The 23,823-nt window shown below is 48.1% G+C and carries 23 protein-coding genes and 4 pseudogenes; 6 read left to right on the plus strand and 21 right to left on the minus strand.

From position 1 onward, the window contains the following. On the plus strand, nt 1–282 hold a 282-nt coding region (locus OGX95_RS05860; protein WP_502872760.1), incomplete at its 5' end, for a phage tail fiber protein. Nucleotides 283–335: 53 nt separating this feature from the next. Here OGX95_RS05860 and OGX95_RS05865 read toward each other — a convergent pair. The 10 genes and pseudogenes from OGX95_RS05865 to potA form a co-directional block, all read right to left on the minus strand. Further along, nucleotides 336–437 (minus strand): annotated as a pseudogene (locus OGX95_RS05865) (DinI-like family protein); the annotation flags it as partial. A gap of 68 nt (nt 438–505) precedes the next feature. Next, nucleotides 506–1,120: a YagU family protein gene (locus tag OGX95_RS05870; protein ID WP_040231974.1), complete on the minus strand. Its 615-nt coding sequence runs from the start codon at nt 1,118–1,120 to the stop codon at nt 506–508. 471 nt (nt 1,121–1,591) lie between these two features. Next, nucleotides 1,592–1,738 (minus strand): annotated as a pseudogene (locus OGX95_RS05875) (DinI-like family protein); the annotation flags it as partial. A gap of 26 nt (nt 1,739–1,764) precedes the next feature. After that, nucleotides 1,765–2,550 carry a nickel import ATP-binding protein NikE gene (gene nikE / locus OGX95_RS05880; RefSeq protein WP_286628712.1) on the minus strand — a complete coding sequence of 262 codons (786 nt, stop codon included), beginning with the start codon at nt 2,548–2,550 and terminating at the stop codon, nt 1,765–1,767. Continuing rightward, nucleotides 2,547–3,311, minus strand: coding sequence for a nickel import ATP-binding protein NikD (gene nikD, locus OGX95_RS05885; RefSeq protein WP_286628713.1), 765 nt, complete (start codon nt 3,309–3,311; stop codon nt 2,547–2,549). The genes nikE and nikD overlap by 4 nt, the downstream gene beginning before the upstream one ends. Beyond that, entirely contained in the window at nt 3,311–4,144 is an 834-nt protein-coding gene (nikC, locus tag OGX95_RS05890) for a nickel ABC transporter permease subunit NikC (protein ID WP_286628714.1), read from the minus strand. Before nikC ends, nikD begins: the two co-directional genes overlap by 1 nt. After that, a complete protein-coding gene (nikB, locus tag OGX95_RS05895; RefSeq protein WP_286628716.1) occupies nt 4,141–5,085 on the minus strand; it encodes a nickel ABC transporter permease subunit NikB in 945 nt (314 codons plus the stop codon). The genes nikC and nikB overlap by 4 nt, the downstream gene beginning before the upstream one ends. Beyond that, on the minus strand, nt 5,085–6,659 hold the full coding sequence (gene nikA / locus OGX95_RS05900; protein WP_286628742.1) for a nickel ABC transporter substrate-binding protein: 1,575 nt from the start codon (nt 6,657–6,659) through the stop codon (nt 5,085–5,087). The genes nikB and nikA overlap by 1 nt, the downstream gene beginning before the upstream one ends. A gap of 515 nt (nt 6,660–7,174) precedes the next feature. Continuing rightward, nucleotides 7,175–8,038, minus strand: coding sequence for a spermidine/putrescine ABC transporter permease PotB (potB, locus tag OGX95_RS05905; protein WP_040231977.1), 864 nt, complete (start codon nt 8,036–8,038; stop codon nt 7,175–7,177). Next, the gene (gene potA / locus OGX95_RS05910; RefSeq protein WP_286628717.1) at nt 8,022–9,158 is read right to left on the minus strand and encodes a spermidine/putrescine ABC transporter ATP-binding protein PotA; all 1,137 of its coding nucleotides are present in this window, start codon (nt 9,156–9,158) and stop codon (nt 8,022–8,024) included. Before potA ends, potB begins: the two co-directional genes overlap by 17 nt. Nucleotides 9,159–9,407: 249 nt before the next feature. On the opposite strand from potA, the gene pepT reads away from it, so the two are divergent. Beyond that, nucleotides 9,408–10,634, plus strand: coding sequence for a peptidase T (gene pepT, locus OGX95_RS05915; protein ID WP_286628718.1), 1,227 nt, complete (start codon nt 9,408–9,410; stop codon nt 10,632–10,634). Between the two features lie 56 nt (nt 10,635–10,690). Here the strand turns inward: pepT and roxA are convergent, their stop codons facing one another. From roxA to OGX95_RS05950, 7 genes are all read right to left on the minus strand, one after another. Continuing rightward, complete coding sequence (roxA, locus tag OGX95_RS05920) at nt 10,691–11,812, minus strand: [50S ribosomal protein L16]-arginine 3-hydroxylase (protein ID WP_061067742.1); 1,122 nt, start codon at nt 11,810–11,812, stop codon at nt 10,691–10,693. Nucleotides 11,813–11,904: 92 nt separating this feature from the next. Continuing rightward, complete coding sequence (gene phoQ, locus OGX95_RS05925) at nt 11,905–13,368, minus strand: two-component system sensor histidine kinase PhoQ (RefSeq protein WP_286628719.1); 1,464 nt, start codon at nt 13,366–13,368, stop codon at nt 11,905–11,907. Further along, a complete protein-coding gene (gene phoP / locus OGX95_RS05930) occupies nt 13,368–14,039 on the minus strand; it encodes a two-component system response regulator PhoP (RefSeq protein ID WP_137382962.1) in 672 nt (223 codons plus the stop codon). Before phoP ends, phoQ begins: the two co-directional genes overlap by 1 nt. A 34-nt stretch (nt 14,040–14,073) precedes the next feature. Next, a complete protein-coding gene (locus OGX95_RS05935) occupies nt 14,074–14,676 on the minus strand; it encodes a site-specific integrase (RefSeq protein ID WP_286628720.1) in 603 nt (200 codons plus the stop codon). 234 nt (nt 14,677–14,910) lie between these two features. Beyond that, nucleotides 14,911–15,336: a glutaredoxin-dependent arsenate reductase gene (gene arsC / locus OGX95_RS05940; protein ID WP_286628721.1), complete on the minus strand. Its 426-nt coding sequence runs from the start codon at nt 15,334–15,336 to the stop codon at nt 14,911–14,913. A 12-nt stretch (nt 15,337–15,348) separates the two neighbouring features. Beyond that, a complete protein-coding gene (locus OGX95_RS05945) occupies nt 15,349–16,638 on the minus strand; it encodes an arsenic transporter (RefSeq protein WP_286628722.1) in 1,290 nt (429 codons plus the stop codon). Nucleotides 16,639–16,684: 46 nt separating this feature from the next. Continuing rightward, nucleotides 16,685–17,005 carry a transcriptional regulator gene (locus tag OGX95_RS05950; RefSeq protein ID WP_286628723.1) on the minus strand — a complete coding sequence of 107 codons (321 nt, stop codon included), beginning with the start codon at nt 17,003–17,005 and terminating at the stop codon, nt 16,685–16,687. 69 nt (nt 17,006–17,074) lie between these two features. On the opposite strand from OGX95_RS05950, the pseudogene OGX95_RS05955 reads away from it, so the two are divergent. Then, nucleotides 17,075–17,380: pseudogene (locus tag OGX95_RS05955) on the plus strand (NADPH-dependent FMN reductase family protein); the annotation flags it as partial. Between the two features lie 114 nt (nt 17,381–17,494). Here the strand turns inward: OGX95_RS05955 and OGX95_RS05960 are convergent. Both OGX95_RS05960 and OGX95_RS05965 read right to left on the minus strand, forming a co-directional pair. Continuing rightward, on the minus strand, nt 17,495–18,172 hold the full coding sequence (locus OGX95_RS05960) for a DUF1963 domain-containing protein (protein ID WP_286628724.1): 678 nt from the start codon (nt 18,170–18,172) through the stop codon (nt 17,495–17,497). A gap of 280 nt (nt 18,173–18,452) precedes the next feature. Beyond that, nucleotides 18,453–19,013, minus strand: a complete 561-nt coding sequence (locus OGX95_RS05965) for a hypothetical protein (RefSeq protein ID WP_286628726.1) — start codon at nt 19,011–19,013, stop codon at nt 18,453–18,455. A gap of 184 nt (nt 19,014–19,197) precedes the next feature. Between OGX95_RS05965 and OGX95_RS05970 the strand changes: the two are divergent. Then, a pseudogene (locus OGX95_RS05970) lies at nt 19,198–19,394 on the plus strand (DinI-like family protein); the annotation flags it as partial. 555 nt (nt 19,395–19,949) lie between these two features. Here the strand turns inward: OGX95_RS05970 and OGX95_RS05975 are convergent. After that, nucleotides 19,950–21,035, minus strand: a complete 1,086-nt coding sequence (locus tag OGX95_RS05975; protein ID WP_286628727.1) for an FUSC family protein — start codon at nt 21,033–21,035, stop codon at nt 19,950–19,952. Between the two features lie 939 nt (nt 21,036–21,974). Between OGX95_RS05975 and OGX95_RS05980 the strand changes: the two genes are divergently transcribed. Together OGX95_RS05980 and OGX95_RS05985 are read left to right on the plus strand one after the other, a co-directional pair. Next, nucleotides 21,975–22,175: a hypothetical protein gene (locus OGX95_RS05980; RefSeq protein WP_286628729.1), complete on the plus strand. Its 201-nt coding sequence runs from the start codon at nt 21,975–21,977 to the stop codon at nt 22,173–22,175. A 107-nt stretch (nt 22,176–22,282) separates the two neighbouring features. Further along, nucleotides 22,283–22,834 (plus strand): tyrosine-type recombinase/integrase, encoded by a 552-nt coding sequence (locus tag OGX95_RS05985; protein ID WP_286628730.1) that lies wholly within the window; start codon nt 22,283–22,285, stop codon nt 22,832–22,834. Here the strand turns inward: OGX95_RS05985 and OGX95_RS05990 are convergent. Then, a complete protein-coding gene (locus OGX95_RS05990) occupies nt 22,813–23,673 on the minus strand; it encodes a helix-turn-helix domain-containing protein (RefSeq protein ID WP_286628731.1) in 861 nt (286 codons plus the stop codon). The two genes, OGX95_RS05985 and OGX95_RS05990, sit on opposite strands and share 22 nt — an antisense overlap. Nucleotides 23,674–23,823 lie beyond the last annotated feature (150 nt).

Here is a 23,823-nt window from a genome sequence, read left to right on the forward strand (position 1 = left end):
GTTAATGCTGACGGAACGGTGCTGATCAAAACCTATCACCGGGTTCACGTATCATCGCCATTATTTGCTCAGAACAGAATAGGAAACACAGATGAACACGGTGTGTTTACGGAAACGGTGACCGATGGCGAGCCAGTAGACATACCGACAGATGCGTTTGTCTCGGTTCGTGTGCAGATGCCATCAGACAGTATCTGGAACAAGAGTAATGCCGATGCGATGGCGGCAATGAAAAACACTGAACTGGAGCTTGAGCAAATTCAACAGGATCCTCAGCAATAGATCATTGCCGCAGCTGCGTCGCATGCAATGACGTCACTGCGGCATATTGTCCCTTAATCTGACACCAGCCACATATCAGCCTCTTCAAACAATTCCTGAACAGTACGGCTTATCTGTTCTTTCTCATGCTTGCTGGCGTCAGTGTTGATCGCTGGTGGTATTCAGCACATAGATACTAAAAATGGCGCTGTATATGCGCCATTTTACTATCTCATTGATGGTATCAGCGGGTTGTCCCCAAAGGGATTTCCGGATCCGGTTGGTGAGTAATCCTGTTACGTAGATCTCGTCGAATAATTTCGATTGACCAGAACCAGATTAAATGACCAAAAATTTCGGATACATTCTCATACCATGGAAGGTCAGCGAGAGGAGGGGTCAGTCCCATGAGAGGGAAGGAAATCATATGTACGAAAAGCTGGGCTAATGCACCAGCCAACAACCCCTGCCAGAGTTTAATTTTGGGAAAGACTTCTGCAACTACACAATAGCCTACGGCGAACACAATAGAAAAAATGATGTGTGTTACACCAACCCAGTTAAACACATGCCCGGCAAAGGTGTAGACCGCTGCGTTAGGATCTGCAAGTCCCATCCAGTCCCGAAGGAAAATATATGGAGGGTTCAGGAAATTGCGGGAGCAATCAATTTGTCCCGCCGCTCTGATTAATGATTCCGGAACACATGCAGTAGTGAACATATCAGACGGGCTACGGGGCGGCAAGGGTACTTCAGCACCCCATTTAACGAATGCTGATACGATACCGGCGATTAACCCGATAAAAGCAGCCAGGCCATAACGTCTGCGGTTAGGTGGTGTTTGTTCAAATATATTCATATTTCATCCATTGAATTTCATTACATCAACGTAATTACTAAGTAGTATTCATAAAAAACAATGAATGTAAAGAATTGTATGTGGCTATATGTTCTGCTCCTGAGTGAGTAATAGGAATCCCTAAATCAAACTACCTCATATGCTCCGGCAGAAAGACGGTGATGGAGGTAACAAGAATGGCGAGCAGGTCTGAGAGTGGGTATATGTTGGAAATAACGGCATCATTATGATTTTGCAGAATATCGTGAGGTCGCCGTTGCAGCAGGTGAAATAGCTAGAGTGGTAATTAAAGAGCGAAAAGAGAAAAAATTGGATGCAACAACCTACCTCAGTCAATAAAAATCATAGTGCCACCGCGCCGTCGTATACAAGAACGGGCGGCGGCAAACTGGCGATTGTTCGATAGTGCGAGTATTGAATGATTGCCAGTCGCGGCGAATTGTAACTGTACAGCTATGGCAATCAATATGTTTAATCCGAAACCAGCCAGAACTCAGCCTCTTCAAACATTTCCTGAACAGTACGGCTTATCTGTTCTTTCTCATGCTTGCTGGCGTCAGTGTTGATCGCCGGCAGTGTCATCATCGGTTTAACCCGAACATTAGCATCGGGGGAGAACTAGTGTAAGGCATATGATAGATGACCTAGCGAACAGGGAATGCTGGAAGGACAGCTTTTTGTAACACTCGGCCAGCTTCTGAAGAGAAAGATAATGTTTCCCCCACAGTCTGTGTTTCAACAATTCGTCCCTCATCCATCACCATAACCCGATGGCAAAAACGTTCCACAAGGCGCAGATCGTGGGTGATAAACAGGCAAGCAGTGCCAAACTGTTTTTGCAGTTTTTTGAGCAGACGTATTACCCCAGCTTGCAGTACCAAATCGAGGTTTGAAACTGCTTCATCTAAAATTAAGAGTTTTGGTTCAACGCTCAATGCGCGGGCAAGGCAGACGCGTTGAAGTTGTCCGCCGCTGAGTTGTGGCGGGCGTTTATCAAGTATGCTGTCATCCAGATCGACTGCGTGAAGCATTTCACTGGCACGGGCGAACTGTTCTGACTTACTAAGTGATAACAGGTGACACATAGGCTCACGTAATATTTCACGTACGGTTTTACGAGGATTCACTGCGCTGACAGAGTCCTGAAACACCATCTGAATATCGCGGCGAAAGGCTTTTTGTTTTGTACGATTCAGTTGGGAGATGGGTTCCCCCTGCCAACTGACGTAACCCTTTGTCGGAAATTCCAGACCAACAAGCAGACGTGCCAGCGTACTTTTCCCACAGCCACTGCGCCCCAGTAGAGCAACCGTTTCACCACTTCTCAGAGTTAAAGAAACATCCTTCAGTACAGACTGATACTGATTTTTGCCACTCACATTCGCATGTTTATACTGATGCGAAATATCAGTAACCGTCAGAAGTGTCATAAAGCTAACTCCAGGCCGTACAAAGCTAAATGCGCCGATACCAGATTACGTGTGACGGTATGCTTAGGCGCACTAAACACCGTTTCGACGTCGCCATATTCAACAATATTGCCATGATCCATAACCGCCACGTCGTCTGCCAGGCGCGCCACAACCCCCATATCATGAGTGACCAGCAACATTCCCGGAGACCGGGTTTGCATGATGTTGTCCAGCAAGTCAAGGATGCGTGCCTGCGCAACCACATCAAGATCGGTGGTCGGCTCATCCGCCACTATATATGGCACATCACATAGCAAAGCCATTGCGATCATCATTCGTTGCAGCATTCCCCCGCTCATTTCAAAGGGATAGAGCCTCAGCACTCGGGAGGCATTTTCTAATCCCACAGCCTCCAGCGTAGTGATCAACGTTTCTTCATCTGCAGGTTTACCAAGCACCATGCAGGTTTCCCGCGCATGTGCGGCCATGGTTCGCAGCGGATTAAACGCGCTGCGCGGGTTCTGCATAATGGTCGCGACTTTAACGCCGCGCAGATCACGAGGGGAAACGGGATTTCCATCTGCCAGAACAGTTCCTGAGACTTGATGAACACCTGAAGGTAGAATGCCGAGCGCGGCTGCGCATGTCAGTGATTTTCCGCTTCCACTTCCCCCAACCAGTGCCAGCACACGCCCGCGTTTAATCGACAGCGACACACCGTTAACCAATGGCTTCTCTGCATGCAGCACAATATTTTGCAGTTCAATTTGTTGCGGCATCAGTGGGCATGCTCCGTGACAAGATGTGGATCGAGGTGATCGCGCAGCGCATCCCCCACCAGGTTGAAGGCCATTACACTGATAAATAATGCCAGCCCAGGCCAGAACATTTGCAATGGCTGAGTCCAGATATACTGGCGAGCGTCGTTAATCATTACCCCCCATTCGGCTGTTGGTGCTGTAACGCCAAGGCCGAGGAATGACATCCCGGCAACGTGCAGCATCATGTGGCCAATATCAAGTGTTGCCAGCACCAACAATGAAGGGATGACCGCCCCAGCCAGATGGTCGATAAATACCCGGATATGGCCTGCACCTGAAAGCCGGGAAGCCAGGATGAACTCTCGCTGACGAAGTGAGATAACCAGGCTACGAACCATTCGTGCATACCATGCCCAATGTGACAAAGCGATGGCAATAATGACGTTAGTTAGCCCCGTCCCCAAAACGCCGACAAGGAAAAAAGATAAGATCGAGGTGGGAAATGTCATGAACATATCAGCGACGCGCATTGTGGCCTGATCAACGCGACCACCAATGAGTCCTGCGCTACCTCCGACGACCAGCCCCAGCGCCAGTACCAACACGAGGCAGGCCATCACGGAACCGAGTGATACGCGGGTTGCCGCCAGCAGACGTGAAAAGATATCACGGCCCAGATGGTCGGTGCCCAGCCAGTGCTGACTATCGGGTGACAACAGTCGGGATGGCAAATCAATGGCCTGCGGATCGTAAGGCAGCCACCACTGACTGGTAAACGCAATGATAGCCAGTGAAGCAATGATGATGATTGCCAGACGGACCGACCAGCGTGAAGAGAGAAAAAAACTCACGAGTGCGCTCCTTCATGACGGCGAATACGGGGATCGACGGCTGCATTTAGTAAATCAACCACCAGATTACAAACCACGAACACCACGACCATGATTAGCGTAAAGCATTGGATCACGGGATAATCACGGTTAAAAATTGCCGAGACCGCATAGCGACCAACACCAGGCCAGGCAAAAATATTCTCTATGATCATCGTCCCACCAATCAGCTCACCAATATGCATTCCCACGGCGGTGATCATCGGCAATGAAGCATTTCGCAGAATATGACCACGTTCGATTTGCTTCTCGTTCAGACCGCGCAGACGCGCCCAGGTAACATGGCGTTGCCCGGCGACTTCCAGCATGCTGGCACGTAACAGTCGAGCATTGATCGCCAGCGACATGAAAGCAATCGACACTGCAGGCAAAATGATATGCTGCCAGCCGCCATATCCCAGCGCTGGCAGCCACTTCAAATAAACAGAGAAGAACATTACCAGCAGGAATGCGAGCCAGAAATTAGGCATCGATACGCCAAGAAAGGCGATAACCCGCACAATGAAATCCGGCAGACGATCACGATGACGTGCAGCCCAAATTCCCAGCGGCACCGAAGTAAGTAAGATCAGCACCAGTGCAGCCCCCGCCAGTTGTAGTGTGGCTGGCAGAAAGTGCATAACATCATCCAGCACAGGCCGCTGAGTGGCAAACGAAATACCAAAATCCAGATGGAGGGCTTTCCACAGCCAAGTACCGTACTGCACGATAAGTGGCTGGTCCAGGCCAAGCATAATGCGTGTGGAGGCAACCATATCCGGCGTGGGTGGCAGGTTAGATAAGCGCAGATAATCAAGCGCCGGGTCACCCGTACCCAGGCGCAGCATCAAAAAGATTATCACCGACGCGGCAAAAATCATCGGGATCAGCAGCAGTATGCGCCGCAAAGCATAACGAAACATCAGGGTTTCACCGGCGTTATCTGTTCAAACGGAATTTCCGAAGCGATCGGCGCGTAAGGAATTTCGCCCAGCTCAGGTTTGGCGACCACCATCATCGACATGTAACTAATAGGCAGATAAACCGCCTCATTGTGTAGCCGAGTCAGAATGTCACGATACAGCGCCTGACGTTGGGTTTTATCAGTGGAAATAAGTACTTCGCCAATCTCTTTATCAATCTGGACTTTATCTGGCAGGCCAAGCTGTGCCTGATAGTCTGCGTGGGATGGTACGCGCATTGAGCTCATAAAAGCATGTGGATCATAGGGGGCACCCCATGTGCGATTAAAAATCATACCGAAACGACCATCGCGCTGGCGGGCATATATACTGCTTTCCTCTTCACCTACCAGAGCAACGTCTGCACCAATCTGGCGCATATTTGCCTGCATAATCTCAGCCATTGATTTGCTAAGCGCATCGGTACCGACATAGGCCAGTTCGATATGCAAAGGTTGCCCGTTTTTTTCACGGATTGTTTTTCCTGCAGGCAACGACCAGCCAGCTTGCTCCAGTAAAGATTTCGCCTTCTGTGGATCAAACTGGCGCGGCTTCAAACCGATATCAGCGTAGGGTACAGATGGTGCAAACAGTGTATCAGCCACCTGCTGAGTACCGTACAACGCGTTTTTAATCAGCGTTTTTTTATCAACCGCATAGTTTAATGCTTCTCGTACAGCCAGTTCATTTGTTGGTGGTTTAGCAGAGTTGAGCGCAAGCATCACGGTTTCAACAGGTGCAGAAAGTTGTGTCCTGTATTCGGGGTTCTGACTAAAACGTGCAAAAGTATCGAGTGGCAACAACCCTTCATTACCGTATAACAAATCAATATCGCCGGTTTCAAAAGCCACGGCTCGGGTAGTTGGATCCGGGATGACCTTAACGGTGATCTTTTGAATCTGCGGTTTCTCACCCCAGTAATGTTCATTACGCACCAGCACGTCATACTGATTAAGTTTGGATTCCTTCAGTACCCATGGCCCGGTACCAATCGGTGCTTTAATTCCGTTAAGCGTTTCATTGTTTTTAAACTGAGAAGGCGCGATAAAGCGGAAAGGTCGCGGTAGAGCTAATTCCTGCAGGAATGGATAATAGGCATCTTTCAGGGTGATTTGCAGTTCTGTTTTACTTAGTGCTTTAACATCCGTGATTTGATTTGTTAGTTCCAGCCAGGCATGACGTTTACGGTTATCCAGCACGGCCCGGAAGTTTTCCGCTGCCGCCTGGGCATCAAATACTTCACCGTTAGAAAATTTAACATCATCACGTAAATGAAACGTCCATACTTTACCGTTTTCCGAATGGCTCCAGCTTTTTGCCAGCCACGGGATCACAGAACCATCCGCCTGATATTTCACCAATGGTTCATAGACCATGCTCTGAGCGAACATCTGGTTAGGTGTATAAAGATGTGGGTTTAATGGCCCAACATTCACCGGCCATGCAGTGGTTATTTCATCAGAAGGGGCGGCTTGAGCAAAAAAAGATGCGCATGCCAGCAGCGCTATAAGTGTGCGATTTAATCCGGACAAAATGATGACCTTATAAAGGGTTCTTAACCAAAAAGTATGATGATTATATAAAAACATCATACTTTTTATGTGCGACAGATCAATGTAAAGTCGCCAAACTAAACAGTAAAAATAAATAAAATTATCTGAATCGCTTGATGGGGAAATGTCAGATAGGTAGTACTTATTATGCTACTTGTATCCTGCGCTCTCGTTTGTTTTGATTTTCGCTGATGGGGGGCTCATTGATGTTCAGGCCTGGTTTTTTACCAGAGGCTGATACCACTAAAAGTATGGGGTGTTAATTCTTGATGAAGGGGGTTGCTTGTCACAACCCACAAATGACACAGCTTGATGACAATTATGATAAGTGCGGAGCCCCAGATACCTTAGGATGCAGATGGCTTCAGGAGACAAACTGCGAAAAATCGTTCTCCAAAACTCATTAGCAACTACATGATTTTATTGGGGTTGGCATGCAGTTTACTGGAAGGTAAAAAGCATGCCAAAAATCAACTTAACCTATTGAGTAATATAGATTAACTGTCTATGTCGCTAACCTTCTTGTTCAGCAAGCGGGAAGCGCGCCAGTAGATCAGCAACATCAGCCCCATGACGATGGTCAGGGTAATACTGGTGGCGGCCCCAAACGGCCAGTCGCGGATGTTCAGGAACTGCACTTTAATCACATTACCAATCAGCAGGTTTTTCGCGCCGCCCATCAGGTCGGATACGTAAAACAGCCCCATGGCTGGCAGCATAACCAGCAAACATCCGGCAATAATTCCCGGCATTGTCAGCGGGATAATAATGCGGGTAAAGGTCTGAAGTTTGCTGGCACCCAGATCGCGCGCAGCTTCGAGTAACGGTTTATCCAGTTTCTCAATGCTGGAGTAGAGCGGCATCACCATAAATGGCAGCAGGATATACACCAGGCCAATAATGACCGCGCTGGGGGTAAACATAATGCGAATGGGCGTATCAATCACGCCGAGCCAGAGTAGAAACTCGTTGAGATAGCCTTTGGTACTGAGGAAAATCTTGAGTCCGTAGATGCGAATAAGCGAGTTGGTCCAGAACGGAACAATCAGGAGGAAAAGCAGCAGTGGACGTACTTTCTCCGGCAGCTTTACCAAAAACCAGGCAAACGGATAGCCGAGCACCAGGCAGGCGAGTGTGGCAATCAGCGCCATATTGAGGGAGTGAACCAGCACCTCAAAATAGAGCGGATCGAGCAGGCGTGCATAGTTTTCCAGCGTAAAGACCATTTTGACGAAATTAGCGTCGTCACGGGTCAAAAAGCTGGTGCCGATGATCATCAGGTTGGGCAGAAAGACAAACAACACAAGCCAACCGACAATGGTGACGATCACCACACTCTGGAATTTACTTGTGTTCTTCATCAGCTAGTACGACCTCCCAGCTTTCTACCCAGTTAATCGCCATTTTCTGGTCGAGCGAGTGGTCGAAGTCAGGATCGTCTTCGTTGAAGAATTCGCTGACCATGACCATCTTGCCGTTTTCCAGTTCAACAACTGATTCCAGCGTCATGCCTTTATAGTTACGTTCACGCACGTAACCGATAAGTCCTTCAATATGATTACCGTCGTTGATCTCGTCAACACGCAGATCTTCCGGGCGCAACAGTACGTGTAGCTTCTGTCCGGGGACCACCGCGAAGTTCACGTAAATATTACACTCGCGACCTTCCACGTTAGCACGAACACGCTGTTCGTCCAGACGTTCAATGACCGTCGCGTTAAACATATTGATTTCACCAATGAATCCGGCGACGAACAGATTCTTCGGTTCTTCGTAGATTTCTCGCGGTGTGCCATCCTGCTCAATTTTGCCATCACGCATGACCACAATACGGTCTGACATTGTCAGTGCTTCTTCCTGATCGTGGGTGACAAAAACAAAAGTGATACCGAGTTTGCGCTGTAGCGCTTTCAGTTCGTTCTGCATCTGCTTACGCAGTTTATAGTCCAGCGCAGAGAGAGACTCATCCAGCAAAAGCAAACGCGGTTTATTGACCACCGCACGGGCAATCGCCACGCGCTGCTGTTGGCCACCGGAGAGTTGATGCGGTTTTCGCTGAGCGAACTCTTCCAGTTGCACCATGCGCAGGGCTTCGGTGACGCGCGAAGGAATATCGGCTGCGGGGGTTTTTTGCATGCGTAAACCAAAGGCCACATTTTCAAAAACGGTCATGTGGGGGAATAAGGCATAACTTTGGAATACGGTATTCACGTAGCGGTTTTCCGCAGGAACGTGAGTGATGTCCTGGTTGTCCAGCATAATATGACCGGAATCAACCGTTTCCAGACCGGCAATCAGGCGAAGAACGGTTGTTTTACCGCAGCCAGAGGGGCCAAGTAGCGTGAGAAATTCGCCATGATTGATGGTCAAATCCAGGTCGGAAATCACCTCTTTGCCATCGAAACTCTTGCGAATTCCCGCTAGTTGCACCAGTGGAGAAAGCGAACGCGGTTGTTTATTCAATTTTTTACTCTGTCCCATGTAAACGCAACGGATGGCTGACCGATGCGGGGTTTGTGGTTAACCACCTTGATGACTCTTAATGAGGGCCGTTATTCTACGGCAAAGCGTTGTAATCGCCAATCCTTGTTGCGAATTACTGACTTAGCTTTATATTCAGAAGGATGTCATGGCGAAATATTCTCACTTGCGGGGATAAAAGTGACCTGACGCAATATTTGTCTTTTGTTGCTTATTGATAATGTTGTCACAAAAAGTGAGGGTGACTGCATGGATAAACTACTTGAGCGTTTTTTACACTACGTGTCGCTGGACACCCAATCAAAATCGGGCGTGCGGCAGGTACCCAGCACTGAAGGACAGTGGAAGTTATTACAGTTGCTTAAGCAGCAACTCGAAGAGATGGGGTTGGTCAATATTACCTTGAGCGACAAGGGGACGTTGATGGCAACGTTGCCTGCAAACGTTGCCGGCAATATTCCCGCTATCGGTTTTATTTCCCATGTGGATACCTCACCGGATTTCAGTGGTAAAAATGTCAATCCGCAAATCGTTGAAAATTACCGTGGCGGCGATATTGCGCTCGGTATAGGTGATGAGGTTCTGTCGCCGGTGATGTTCCCGGTGCTGCATCAACTTCTGGGTCAGACGTTGATCACCACAGACGGCAAAACGCTGCTGGGTGCGGATGATAAAGCCGGTATTGCCGAAATTATGACCGCACTGGCCGTGTTAATACAGAAAGATATTCCGCACGGCGATATTCGTGTGGCCTTTACGCCAGATGAAGAGGTCGGTAAAGGCGCGAAGCATTTCGACGTTGCCGCATTTGATGCGAAGTGGGCCTATACCGTCGACGGTGGCGGCGTGGGCGAACTGGAGTTTGAAAACTTCAACGCGGCGTCGGTCAATATCAAGATCGTCGGTAACAATGTGCATCCGGGTACGGCAAAAGGGGTGATGGTGAACGCGTTGTCGCTGGCGGCTCGCATTCATGCCGAAGTTCCCGCCGATGAAAGTCCGGAAGCGACGGAAGGCTATGAAGGTTTTTACCATCTGGCGAGTATGAAGGGTACCGTTGACCGGGCGGATATGCACTACATTATCCGTGATTTCGACCGTAAGCAGTTTGAAGCGCGTAAACGCAAAATCATGGATATCGCCAAAAAGGTCGGTAAAGGGTTACATCCGGACTGCTATATCGAACTGGTGATCGAAGACAGTTATTACAACATGCGCGAGAAAGTGATCGAGCATCCGCACGTTCTGGATATCGCCCAGCAGGCAATGCGTGATTGTGATATTGAGCCGGATCTTAAACCCATTCGTGGTGGCACCGACGGTGCGCAGCTGTCGTTCATGGGATTACCTTGCCCGAATCTGTTCACCGGTGGCTATAACTATCATGGTAAGCATGAGTTTGTGACACTGGAAGGAATGGAAAAAGCCGTGCAGGTGATTGTGCGTATTGCCGAGTTGACGGCGAAACAGCAGTAATAAGCCTTGCGTCAGATGCCGGATGCGCGAAGCGTCATCCGGCATAACGACAATAATTACCCTTCGAAGAACCAGTATCCGCTATTCACCAGTGCGGCAAGCATGGCGAGGAAAGACGGATCTTCCAGCGCATCCTCAAAGTTTTCCGCTGTCAGCACAATATGGCTGGCGAGCGCGTCCAGCGCCGGACGGTGCGGTGAGTCAATTTTCTCACCATTTACATAAACGTCATCACCAATGCGCAGTACGCGCAACCCACCCAGACGGACCAGGACATCGCCTTGTTTCAGGGCATCATAGATTTCGTCAGGCTGATAAGGCGGCTCAGGCGGAGCAACGTCCAGTTCATGACGCGACTGAGAGATAAACTCGCCAAACCACTGTTTAAAATGCTCCGGCTGGTTAATGAGCCCCAGCATCATTTCGCGCAGCTTGTCCATTTCCTGTGGCAGCACGTCTGCTGGATGGTCGCGCGGCGGCAGATCTGGATCGCTGTAGTACGTGCTACCCAGTTCGCGTTGCAGAACGTAATCAGCAAACCCGCTGATCAGCTCCCGGGTATTCGGTGCGCGGAAACCTACCGAGTAATTCATCGCGTTTTCCAACGCGTAGCCTTCGTGCGGGAATCCTGGTGGAATATACAGAATATCGCCTGGCTCCAGCTCTTCATCAATGATGGCTTCAAACGGATCAACCTGGAGCAGGTCAGGGTGTGGACAATGCTGCTTCAACTGCAGTTTTTCACCCACACGCCAGCGACGGCGACCGGTTCCCTGGATGATGAACACATCATATTGATCCAGATGCGGGCCAACACCGCCGCCGGGTACAGAAAATGAGATCATCAAATCGTCAATGCGCCAGTCCGGCAATTCTCGGAATGGCCGCATCAGCGCTGCGGTAGGTTCGTGCCAGTGGTTTACGGCCTGGACCAGCAATGACCAGTTGCTTTCACCAAGATGGTCATAGCTCTCGAAAGGACCGTGGCTAACCTGCCATTTGCCATCCTGGTGGCTGACCAACCGGCTGTCGACTTCGCTTTCCATTGCCAGCCCAGCCAGTTCGTCAGGGGAGAGTGGATCAATAAAGTTGTTAAAGCCGCGTTTTAAGACCACCGGACGCTTTTGCCAGTGACGTTCGAGAAAATCGGGCCAGTTAAGAGTGAGTTGGTATTCCATAATGAGCATCCCGCAGGCTGGTATCTGCAACCGATTATAACGGATACTTAACCGCAAGCGTGAAGTCAGTACATATTTATTACATATAAAGATTACTCGTCTTTTTGTCCCGGATGCTGGCGGCCGAAAATAACTTCCATGCGCGCCCCGCCCAGCAGACTGTCGCCAGCGATAATCTGCCCGTCATATTGCTCGGTGATCTCACGTGCGACGGCCAGGCCCACACCTTGCCCGGGGCGTAAGGTATCCACGCGCTGACCACGGTCGAACACCACTTCACGTTTACTGCGTGGAATGCCGGGACCGTCATCTTCTACCACAATGTGCAGATGATCTTCCGTTAATTGCGCTGAGATCTCGACAAATTCCAGGCAATATTTACAGGCGTTATCAAGGACATTGCCCAGCACTTCGACGAAATCGTTCTGTTCACCCACAAAGCTTATCTCAGGCGAAATGTCGAGATTAATGTTAACCCCTTTACGCTGGTACACCTTGTTTAATGCTGAGGTCAGTTTATCCAGCAACGGTGCAACCGGATGCAATTCCCGGCTGAGAAGGGCGCTACTGCCACGCATGCTGGCACGATGCAGATAATAGCCAATTTGCTGAGAAATACGGCTGATTTGCTCCAGCATGACGGGTTCAGCATCGCTCACGCTCATTTTCTCATTACGCATCGAACGTAGCGTGCTTTGCAACACGGCCAGCGGTGTTTTCAGACTGTGGGTGAGATCCGTTAACGTGGTGCGGTATTTATCGTAGCGTTCACGTTCGCTCTTTAATAAGCGGTTGAGGTTCCGCACCAGACTAGTGAGTTCACGCGTGGTGGCAGGATTAAGCATTTCGCGATGATGCTCTTCAAGCTCACGGACTTCGCGCGCCAGTGATTCGATTGGTCTCAGGCTCCACCAGGCTGCAACTAACAGCAGCGGGATAACCAACAGCAAATTGGCAACCAGCACATAAACAAACCAGCTCCAGACCATATATGAGCGTTTGAGCTCAATAGGAATGGTATCAACAACCACAATGGTCAGTTGTGGCATTCTGGCGGTGGCAGGGTAGATGTTCACTGCCACGGAGTGGGTCATTTCTGCGTTATCGTCATCTTCTCTGACTTCTCTTAGCTTCTGTTGCGCCGAATGATCTTCGCGTAGCAATGTGCTGGTGGCGTCGACATTGGCTTCAATCTCATGAAAACCATTTGTCTTTAGCCAGTCCGGTTGAATACGTTGTACCAGCCAGGGAACGTCGCGTTGGGCCCAGAGCAGTTTGCCGTTTTCATTATAAATCAGCGACATTGTGGGGCTTTGCATATCGAGGTTTTCAGGTAGCTCGACATTAATTTTGCCGTTTTCCCATTTGGCCAGTGTATAGAACAGATTACTTTCGCCCCGCAGCAGACGAAATGTTGTTTTATCAAAGCTGACGCTGTAACCAACCAAAGCCACCATGCCGTAAGCCAGCGAGAGGACCAGCACGACACCTGCGGTTGCCAGCAAAAAGCGCAGCCGCAGCGATAACGGGAAAAAATGACGCAGTAATTTATTCATCAGCGCAGTTCAAAAAGATAACCTTGCCCACGTACCGTGGTGATCACATCATCCGGATATTGCGCCTGAATTTTCTTGCGCAGACGACCCATCAATACATCGATGGTGTGGCTTTCACGCAGTTCAGCGTCCGGGTAAAGCTGTAACATAAGCGAATCTTTACTAACAACTTTGCCGCTATTACGGATCAGCGTTTCCATAATGGTGTATTCGAACGCCGTGAGTTTGATCACTTCATCGTTCACGGACAGTTCGCGGCGAGAAAGGTCCACCTGAAATGGCGGAAGCGAGATTATCTGCGAGGCCAGACCACTATTGCGGCGCATCAGTGCCTGCATTCTTGCAGCCACTTCTTCAATGTGAAACGGTTTTGTGACGTAATCATCTGCACCGGCGCTGAGCACTTCCACTTTGTCCTGCCAGCCTTCACGCGCGGTTAATACCAGAATGGGCAATGACACGTCATTACTGCGCCAGCGGCGGATCAGTGACAGTCCGTCTTCATCGGGGAGCCCTAAATCGACGATCGCAATATCCGGCAGGTGTTCATTCAGAAAATAGTCTGCTTCCTTTGCATCTTCTGCATCATCCACCTGGTGGCCTAAATCCTGTAGCTGAACCTTAAGGTGGTGGCGTAATAATGCATTATCCTCAACAACCAGCACGCGCATCATTGTTTCTCCCCAAATTCACGGTACGAATAGTTTAACGCTGATTATGTAGATTGAAAGCAGCGCTATGAAATGAAATAACTTTTTTCATGCTCCCTCGCCCGTGGGGGCGTCCTGGGGGCAGTGCTGTTGGCATCTGATTGTTCAGCATGTTGACCTGATCCTGGTTCATGTCGCCAGTCCACCTGGAGTAAACCTCGTACACCATTCGCGCATCTTCATGTTCCATCTGACTCGCTATGAATGACGAATCTGCACTCAGTGAAAAAACGAAGCGAAGAGATTGCTGCTCAGTTTTTCTGTTCTCCCGATGATGAAATCGAATGTCTTGCTTCGGATTCGAGCCGGTGATTGCGTATTGTTCCTTCCGCGCATCCAGAGCAGGCCTCATCCCCGTATGTACGGCAACAATGATGATTAATGCCTGGCAACGGGGAAGGGCGGCTATCAGTGCCTGGTACTCATGAAGTAAAAGTGGGTCGGGATCATTTTTAGATAACTTGAGTCGCGACACGCCTTCATAAGGAGCATGCAATATAAACTGGCTTCGGTTTGCGAGCTTAAGCATTTCTGATAAAACTGCCATCTGTTTATTGATTGTTGAGGGCGCACGGCCCTGCCTGGCCAGATTCGGCATTGCCGGGTTAATAATTGTCCCGGTCGGTTCAGTGGTGGCGATAAATGGCGATAACGGATATCTATATCATGGGAGGCGGCTGTAGCATGGGGCGTTTGGCGTGAGCGCTCATCGCATCATCAAACAACGTCCACCCTTGATTAAGGATAGCGTTGCATCGACCCGTTGAACTCACAGCGAAAAGCGAACGCCCGCATAGCGTAAACAGGCGTCCGATATCTTGAAGTGGACAGATTACTTAACCCGCTTCCCCGTTTCGTCAGTGACCTTCTCGCCATCCTCTTTGGTAAAGGCTCCTTTCTGACCTTCCGGTAGAATATCCAGCACTCTCTCTGAAGGGCGGCAAAGACGAGTGCCAAGCGGCGTAACGACTACCGGCCGATTAATCAGGATCGGATGTTGAATCATGAAATCAATCAACTGCTCATCACTAAATTTCTCATCATCAAGACCCAGGTGTTCATAAGGCTCAACGTTTTTACGCAGTAAGGCGCGCACTGTAATCCCCATATCTGAAATAAGTTTAATAAGCTCATCACGGGTCGGGGGAGTATCGAGATAATAAATTATTGTCGGTTCGTTGCCGCTGTTGCGGATCATCTCCAGCGTGTTGCGAGAGGTGCCACAGGCCGGGTTGTGATAGATGGTTATGTTGCTCATATCAGTATCTCATTACAAAGTGACAGAGAGCCGCCACGCCAGCGCGGCCAGAGTGACAAACAGCACGGGTACAGTCATGACAATGCCGGTACGGAAGTAATATCCCCAGGTAATTGTTATATTTTTCTGAGCAAGCACATGCAGCCACAGCAGGGTAGCCAGACTGCCAATCGGGGTGATTTTCGGGCCTAAATCGCAGCCAATCACGTTGGCATAAATCATTGCCTCTTTGACGACGCCGGTCGCTGTACTCCCGTCAATTGACAGCGCGCCAATCAGCACTGTTGGCATATTGTTCATCACTGATGAGAGAAATGCCGTCAGGAAGCCAGTGCCGAAAGCCGCTGTCCATAACCCCTTGTCTGCCAGCAGATTCAGCACGCCAGACAGGTACTCTGTGAGCCCTGCATTGCGCAGGCCGTAGACCACCAGGTACATGCCAAGCGAGAAAATAACGATCTGCCATGGCGCACCGCGCAGGACTTTCCCGGTATTGATGGCATGGCCTTTTTTCGCCACCACAAACAGCACTGCTGCGCCAACCGCTGCTATCGCACTGACCGGGATCCCCATCGGCTCCAGAACAAAGAAACCGACCAGCAACAATAACAGTACAATCCAGCCCGCCCTGAAGGTCGCCGGATCCTTTATCGCACTGGCTGGCGTCTTTAGCAGCGAAACGTCATATGTCGCCGGAATATCCCTGCGAAAAAAGAGATGCAGCATGGCCAGCGTGGCCGCAATCGCTGCAAGGTTCACAGGCACCATAATGGAGGCGTACTGCGTAAAGCCCAGACCGAAGAAGTCCGCCGAGACGATATTAACCAGGTTAGAAACAATGAGTGGCAGGCTGGCTGTATCTGCAATAAATCCTGCCGCCATGACAAAAGCCAGTGTCGTGCCCTGACTGAATCCCAGTGCGAGCAGCATCGCAATTACAATCGGCGTCAGGATCAGCGCGGCGCCGTCATTGGCAAACAACGCAGCAACAGCGGCGCCAAGCAAGACTATCCAGGTAAACAAAAGGCGGCCACGTCCGTTACCCCAGCGGGAGACGTGTAATGCCGCCCATTCAAAGAAGCCAGATTCATCGAGCAGCAGACTGATGATGATGACCGCAATAAATGCCGCTGTCGCGTTCCAGACGATATTCCAGACAACGGGAATATCAGCGATATGGATGACACCGGTTCCCAGCGCCAGCGCAGCTCCGATACTCGCACTCCAGCCAATACTCAGGCCTCTGGGTTGCCAGATCACCAGTATCAGCGTCAGTAAAAATATACTCCCTGCCAAAAACATTTTAGATCCCATTATATATATGATTATGTGAATGTGTTTCCCTGCTTCAGCAGGAAGTGCAGGCCGACTTTGCCAGCCATTCGCGCACATCCTCCCGAAGGCACTGCCAGGACGACGTGATTGTCTCAGCGGCCCACGCCGGTATATGTGGTGACAGACGATAGTGGATCCATTTCCCTTCCCGACGATCAAGAACAAGCTTAGCCTCGCGAAGGACAGCCATGTGACGTGATATTTTCGGCTGTGATTCTGAGGTGGCAGCACAGATATCGCACACGCACAGTTCTCCGGACTCCCGCAGAAGCATGACGATGGCGAGCCGTGTCTCATCCGACAGGATTTTGAAAAGCTGAACAGGTTGTAGCATTTTTCGCTCCGTTCTCCTTGGGATACACATATGGTATATCATATATATTGAGTTTGAAATCACCAAATGGTAATGCAGGTCTGCGGCGGTTCACAGACCTTCAATGCCGTGAACCAGATGCGTATTCTGGGTCGCTGGATGCGGATGTTTACGATCCCCAACCAGTCCTCCGTAGCCAAGTCATGGCAAGAGTTCGACGAAAACGGACGAATGAAACCTTCGTCATGGTATGACCGCATCGTCGATGTAGCCGAGGAACTGTTTAAAATCACACTACTGCTGAAGGGACAAACCGGTTATCTTGCGGATCGTTACAGCGAGCGAAAAGAGAGCCATCAGGAGCTTTCATCCCGCGTCAATCAGGACAAAATATAACCTCTGTTCTTCGTGAGGCCATACTTCATGAGCTTAACAACGTCCGCCTGGCACAAAGCGGACGAACCAACTGAGAAGAAGGTCCGATGTGAGCGAGGAGCGGATGTTGAACCTCTAGTAAAACTGACATGAAAACGTCCAGACCCCCTCTGGTGACTTGTGAAAGTAGCCGATCCCATTATCCGCCCACATCCAGTTTACTTTTTCTTCTGATCCCACCTGAAAGACAAAATCTTGAATTCCCACACCATGTTGTATCTCCATCGGATATCCTCCGACCTTGGTTCCCCTGTATCGGTTAAAACCATCATAGAATCTATCACTTGCATCCTCATCATCGTTTACGTCAGACAGGTCAATAATATCCCAGGCATCCTCCCATCCCGGAGTATCATCATTGACACTCACCCAACGAACCGGAAATGCGTGATATTGAGTGTCAATTGCAGGCAATAACTCAAGCCCATCAAGGGTGGTATATTCTCGTATTAGCCACCCCTCACCATGAGGTTTATCAAATGGATGGTTTTCCATATTGTGATAAAGCACTAAGAGCGCGACCCCCTTCAGTTGCTCAGGAATCACGGGAAGCTCATCAATACGAATCTGAAGCAGCGGAAACATCGGCTGCTCCTGCCAAACTGGCAGTCCTTCACCTGGTAGAGAGACTCCTTTCAAAAACCAGGATGTAATGGGGTCTGCAATGGGGCGAAAACCGCCGACTTGCGCCACAGATGCAGGACGTAATTTGGATCTGAGTTCTTCTAAAACTAACGCACTCTTGGGATTCATAATTGCAGCCTTGCGTATGAAGATACTCTAGGACTCTGAGATAGAGACGTTTTTATTATAAATCGTAATTATTACCCAACGGATCTACATATTTCTGCGTTTCCTCTTCAGAAGGGTAGTGGAGGTCCACTCCTGACACGAAACGGACAGAAAGCAAGGTCCCAAGGTCCGCTGTGAGCGAGGAGCGGACGTTACTAACAGCATTCTGTATGAATCAACGAGGGAACAGGTCATCGACAATGTCTGCTTCTGGCACATTACTGTGAGGGTAACATCTTATTTAAATCGGGATACCCGTTTTGAGATCGAGCTTAAAAGATTCCCAACCTCCTGGCGGGTCCCACTCTCCCTGGCCCAGAACCGTCTCATTCTCTATTGATGTAATGATCACGCCATCAATAGCACACTGCCTAGATTTCCAGAGAATGCCCGCAGCAATATCCATCAGAAAAACGTGGCTGTAAGTGGTAACCAAAACCCGATTATGCAGCCTGTCAGAATGGATATCAGGAACTGAATAAATATGGCTAACGTAATCACCTAGTGGATGGCTTCTGAACGAGTGTGTGGCCATCTCAAAAACATGAAAGTGGTCGCCACAAATGATTGCCACCAGGGATTCATTCAGGAGGAAATCAGAAAAGGCGCTGGAAATCAGCCAGCCCTCCTCATCGGCACGTACGTATAACTGTAAAATCAGAATGGGTTCACCGTCCTTTCTGATTAACAGTCGCCGCTCCTTTTCTCCATTAGTGCCAAAAGGATTGACGTCGATGATTAAAACACCTTCCGTTTCATCACCGGGCGTTGGCTGTTCAAGATAGGTTACTTGTAATGTCATTGAGCATCCAGAGTTGGGCAGGATAAGAACCATACTACTTTACAAGCTGATGTCACGACAGCACCGTTTTTGCTCCTGTTCATGTTGCATATTGTGTTGACCAGCCACCACAGATTAGTGCATTCCGATATCAGCGACGTCCACTCCTGGCACTAACCAGCCCCATTGCGATTGAAAAATATGTATGAAAGTTGAATTAACGATTGATCGCATGAAAGAACGTCCTAAAGACGCGGTTTCGGCATAGAAAAAGAACTGCTTCAACGCCTGAATGATCACTATGACAATTGCAGACTCACAATCCGGCGCGCCGGGTCGGATGGGTTATGTGTTTTCGGTAGGGACAAGGACGATAAAAAGAAAATCGAATTCATCCTCCAGGCATTCCCGACCTCGCTACGGCGGAGTTTTTGCTTTCTGGCAATACGATGGGTATTCACCTGGCACGCTATCTCCGTTCCCAAATCATAGTGCTGCCCTCAATACTGACAGATACATCAAGCCACTATGGGATGTTTCATCCTGGACTTAATTCGGTTCATTTATTGACACAGAGAATAATGCTTAGTTAACTTATTGATGTGGTGAATCCCCCTGTGCGGTGGGGCGTCCGGTCAGGTCAAGATCCCTTTGACGCATGATGCAACGCGAGGCTTGTTGTCCGGGGCAGTCTCACCGGGAGGCACCCGGCACCACAACTGAACTCAAACCTGTCATACTGTTATCATGGTGTGGGGAGATAACGTTATAAAAATATCCTTCAGAAATAGCGTGATCGGACTCGGTATATCTATAGGTGTTGCAATAATTATTGTTTCCCTGGTTGTTTTTCTGAATGGCATTGGATTATGGTAACCCGCACTTTTACTGTTTTGGATCCCTGCATTTGTCGGTGCCTTCCGGTTATGGGCTTTTATTATATAATTAACAATAAAATCAATTATTTTCTGTGAGAGCTTTAGTTATCAAGGTTGAAAGTGTTTCAAGCTGGATTGCAAGCTGGATGCTTAACCAGACATATCCATGAACGGCACTTTCCATTACTTCATCACTTTCATTCGCGAGTAAAAGGCCATGCAACTCTTGTGTGATTTCATTAAGACGTTCGCTGTTTGATGCTATTGGAGACGGGTTACCTTCATGCAGCGCATGAGCCAGCGTACTGAGAGTGTTGCGGGTCATTTGTTCCATGTCGGAAAGTGTATGAGAGTTCAATATCAGAAACCGGCTGCCGCGCGATGCCCAGTGGGCATTTATCTGAAATTTTTGGGCAGCAATCATATCTCGGGTTATTGACTGAATATCCTCAAGCAGGCTCTTTGCAATCTTTGTTTCTTTATTCACTGGTGTAATCAGACCACGCATTTTGACTACATTAGTCAACGCACGCGTTTGAAGCCCGGTCATTCTGGGCTGGTTCAGAACGTTTCGTGAGACCCCGGCTGAAGTGATTTTTAAGTAATCAGCCAGAAAGTCAGCAAGTTGGATACGCCAGTTAATGAATGCTCTTTGGGGATAAATACTGGTAAACAGCATAGCCAGAATACATCCCAAAATAATATTGGTGCTTCGCCATAATGCTGTCTGTAAGTCCCCGGCAGGAGCGCTGCTGACTACGGCAAGCGTTATCCCAACAAGTAATGCAGCATACGGGCGTTTACTCATGGCCAGATAGCCGCAAAGGAAAGCAGCGCATCCGCACCAGAGCATCATCAGGGTAAGAGAGTACATTTCAATGTGTAATGCAATGATCCCCAGAATTGCACCACCTACAGTTCCTGCCATTCGCTCAAGTGCTCTGGGGATAACGTTACCCATGTAGCTTACAGGTCCCATGACGACAACGAGTGTAATCAGGGGCCACGAGTGGTCTGGTAAACTCAACATTCTTATCAATAAGAACGTAATAACGAACGCTACAGCAATTCGAATCCCATGCACTATACGGTAGTTGCGGTAGATTTTAAGTTCTAATGGACTTATCGGTTTGTTGCGTTTAACGGAAAAAATGTTCTTTTTCATTGTTTAAAGTCTTTAACAAAGAGCAAACGATAAAGAATATTCAGGTATACACTGAAAAAAACAGGGCGTCTTACTTTTTTAAATTATAAAACCGGTGCGTGCTATTAAGACTTTACCATTGTTAATTATTTGCTAATTGAGCGATAAAGAAGGGAGTGATCTGTAATGTTCATTTTATATTTTGGGTTGTTATTATGAGTATAAGTAGTGGAGAACAGATTGAATGATAATCTGGCATAAATTCAACTTGTTGACTTTAATAGTTATTAAAGAGTTGTGTGGTTTCTGGGAAATGGTTAACATGATTTAGATGAATGACTTCTTCGATCAGATCAATCTGGTTTGATGGTGTTTCTGGACGATTTTAAATCGGCAACAGTATCTGGGTAAAATGCATGATGAGCAAATACAAAATTGCAGCTCTGATGACTACAGCGTCAACGGTCGCACTGTTTTGGTCAGTGGCATTAATCTTTGGGTTGCTTCATTCTCTGGGTATGTAGTCGGAATTGATTTAAGGCTTATAAAACATAATATTACGCAGGCAGTTATGAGACGAAGGGTATGAGTATTAGAATGTCTGATATTCTTATCGCTGTATGTTTTTTATGAGCTAAGGTTTGAACCAAAGCTCATCATATAAAATAAACTTATATTAGAAAAAAGTATGCAACTAAACGATGTGTATCATCGAAATGCAACTGTATAAAGAGACAGTGCAATAGCCAGAAATATCCAATATTGAGAGTGATAATGGAAAAGTTTAAGCATTAATATTCTCCACAGAGTTGGTCATTAATTAATGGCAGATTTAAATGTCAACAACAAACAAAAAATCATGCTCACCGACTATTTAATTATTTCATAATGTTTCAGCCTGGCGCGATGGCGGTGCATTTGCACCAGTAATGGGAATTTTGCATTATTATGGTGAGATTAATGGCAGAAGTACTTTATGAACTGCTCAAACTACCAGTACAGACGACAATCATCATTCGTGCCTGCCAAACGGCGGCGATGATGCAGGCGATGAGGATGCTCGGCTTCAGAATTCACGAACAGCAGAGGCAGGTGAAATCGGAGGTGGCATTATTTATAGATGTTAATGCATTGCTGAATATCCAGTTGGCTGACGTGTGAATCAATTACGCGACATCCCTACTTTAACATAACCTGACTTCCGAAATTGATAAGTAATTTTTTCTGCTAACAGTATAATTTTGCTTATAAATCTGATGGGAGGAATTATGCGCAAATATATTACCCGAGGCGAATGGGAAACTTTTTTTAGAGCTATAAATGGTACGCGAAATGAAATCCGCGATAAAGCTTTGTTACAGATGACATATATCCATGGATTGCGAGTCAGTGAGCTATTAGACCTGAGACTGGGCGATCTTGATATGACCGAAAAAATTGTTTTCATCCGGCGGCTAAAAAATGGGTTGTCAACATCTCATCCATTGCAGCCAGAAACCATAGAATTATTGCAACGCTGGATTCAGGTCAGGAAAACTTACGCTAAAGGTAATCAAGAGGATTATCTTTTTCTGTCAACTCACGGGAAAAAAATGTCCAGGCAGTGGGTGTATAAATTATGTGCTCGATACAGTCAGCGCGCGGGTCTGAAAGTTAAGGTTCATCCGCATATGCTACGTCACGCTTGTGGTTATGCTCTTGCAAACCAGGGACTGGATACACGGCTTATCCAGGACTATCTTGGGCACAGGAATATTCATCATACTGTATTGTATACAGCCAGTAATCCCCGGCGCTTTCAGCGGGCCTGGCAAGGATAAGTCTTCAGACAGGGAATAAGGAACTGCACGTTCATAATATCTTTATTATCAGTTCTGTGGAATAAAGTATACATAGGGCCCTTTTTTAAAATGCTTTTATTATTGCAGAGTGCTCCCATTGCATCGTACATCTGGAACTCAAAAATATGCTCGAATGTTCCTTTGAATTTCTGGCTGACGTATAAGCCACCCGGTAGGATTTTTTCTGGCTGGGTGGATTTGCCTATTTTTGTTAAAGTGTAAATGATTTCTGAATCAGTGTCTTCAGCGGGAACCATTTCTCCAGAAATCATAAAGTGTGACATGTTATAAGTTGGTTCGTAAATTGACATCATGGACTGAAAAAGATTCCTGTTATAAACAAGGCGACCCTCTTTTGTTGTATGTATAAAGTCCATTCCCAGTCGAATGCGTTTTTTGTTCCGGAGAGCCGGGGGGAGATTTCTTTCTACGATCTCCATTAACTTAAATTCAGTACCCTTTGTCGTTCTGTAGAGGGCAGGCTGGGCGTACTGCATATCCCATGCCTTTGCGTTCCGGTATCGTATAGGGGAGAGTGTAAACTGTTGTCTGAAAGAACGGGAGAATGTCTGAGGGGAGCTGAAGTCATACATCAGTGATATGTTGGTTACCAGAATGCTGGTATGACGCAACAGTAAAGCCGAAAGTGTCAGCTTTCTGCGACGAATATACTGTGCCACACTCATCCCGGTCTCTTTCAGAAACAGACTGTACAGCCAGCGTTCTGAATAGCCGGAACGTTCCGCAAGCTTTTTTACCGGCAAGGCGCTGTTCAGATTGTCTTCGATGATAATCACCAGTTGCTGAATTAAGTCCATCTCTTCTCTCTTTTTCGGCACAGCAGGGGCTGAGTGTTAAGAACAGTCTGATTTCACTGTGTTCCCCGACGTTAGCACGTTTCGCCCCACCAGTGTTTTTTATCGTGCCATCCTCCATTGCTCTGTTTCATCAAACCGGAATTTGCGCGT

The sequence above is a fragment of the Citrobacter sp. Cu233 genome, from assembly GCF_030332225.1.
Lineage (GTDB): Bacteria > Pseudomonadota > Gammaproteobacteria > Enterobacterales > Enterobacteriaceae > Citrobacter.

Coding starts and splice junctions, on each gene's coding strand:
- OGX95_RS05870 (WP_040231974.1), bottom strand. CDS start 1,120: ATGAATATATTTGAACAAACACCACCTAACCGCAGACGTTATGGCCTG.
- nikE (WP_286628712.1), bottom strand. CDS start 2,550: ATGACACTTCTGACGGTTACTGATATTTCGCATCAGTATAAACATGCG.
- nikD (WP_286628713.1), bottom strand. CDS start 3,311: ATGCCGCAACAAATTGAACTGCAAAATATTGTGCTGCATGCAGAGAAG.
- nikB (WP_286628716.1), bottom strand. CDS start 5,085: ATGTTTCGTTATGCTTTGCGGCGCATACTGCTGCTGATCCCGATGATT.
- potB (WP_040231977.1), bottom strand. CDS start 8,038: ATGAAGAACACAAGTAAATTCCAGAGTGTGGTGATCGTCACCATTGTC.
- potA (WP_286628717.1), bottom strand. CDS start 9,158: ATGGGACAGAGTAAAAAATTGAATAAACAACCGCGTTCGCTTTCTCCA.
- pepT (WP_286628718.1), top strand. CDS start 9,408: ATGGATAAACTACTTGAGCGTTTTTTACACTACGTGTCGCTGGACACC.
- roxA (WP_061067742.1), bottom strand. CDS start 11,812: ATGGAATACCAACTCACTCTTAACTGGCCCGATTTTCTCGAACGTCAC.
- phoQ (WP_286628719.1), bottom strand. CDS start 13,368: ATGAATAAATTACTGCGTCATTTTTTCCCGTTATCGCTGCGGCTGCGC.
- phoP (WP_137382962.1), bottom strand. CDS start 14,039: ATGCGCGTGCTGGTTGTTGAGGATAATGCATTATTACGCCACCACCTT.
- OGX95_RS05935 (WP_286628720.1), bottom strand. CDS start 14,676: ATGCCGAATCTGGCCAGGCAGGGCCGTGCGCCCTCAACAATCAATAAA.
- arsC (WP_286628721.1), bottom strand. CDS start 15,336: ATGAGCAACATAACCATCTATCACAACCCGGCCTGTGGCACCTCTCGC.
- OGX95_RS05945 (WP_286628722.1), bottom strand. CDS start 16,638: ATGTTTTTGGCAGGGAGTATATTTTTACTGACGCTGATACTGGTGATC.
- OGX95_RS05950 (WP_286628723.1), bottom strand. CDS start 17,005: ATGCTACAACCTGTTCAGCTTTTCAAAATCCTGTCGGATGAGACACGG.
- OGX95_RS05960 (WP_286628724.1), bottom strand. CDS start 18,172: ATGAATCCCAAGAGTGCGTTAGTTTTAGAAGAACTCAGATCCAAATTA.
- OGX95_RS05965 (WP_286628726.1), bottom strand. CDS start 19,013: ATGACATTACAAGTAACCTATCTTGAACAGCCAACGCCCGGTGATGAA.
- OGX95_RS05975 (WP_286628727.1), bottom strand. CDS start 21,035: ATGAAAAAGAACATTTTTTCCGTTAAACGCAACAAACCGATAAGTCCA.
- OGX95_RS05980 (WP_286628729.1), top strand. CDS start 21,975: ATGGCAGAAGTACTTTATGAACTGCTCAAACTACCAGTACAGACGACA.
- OGX95_RS05985 (WP_286628730.1), top strand. CDS start 22,283: ATGCGCAAATATATTACCCGAGGCGAATGGGAAACTTTTTTTAGAGCT.
- OGX95_RS05990 (WP_286628731.1), bottom strand. CDS start 23,673: ATGGACTTAATTCAGCAACTGGTGATTATCATCGAAGACAATCTGAAC.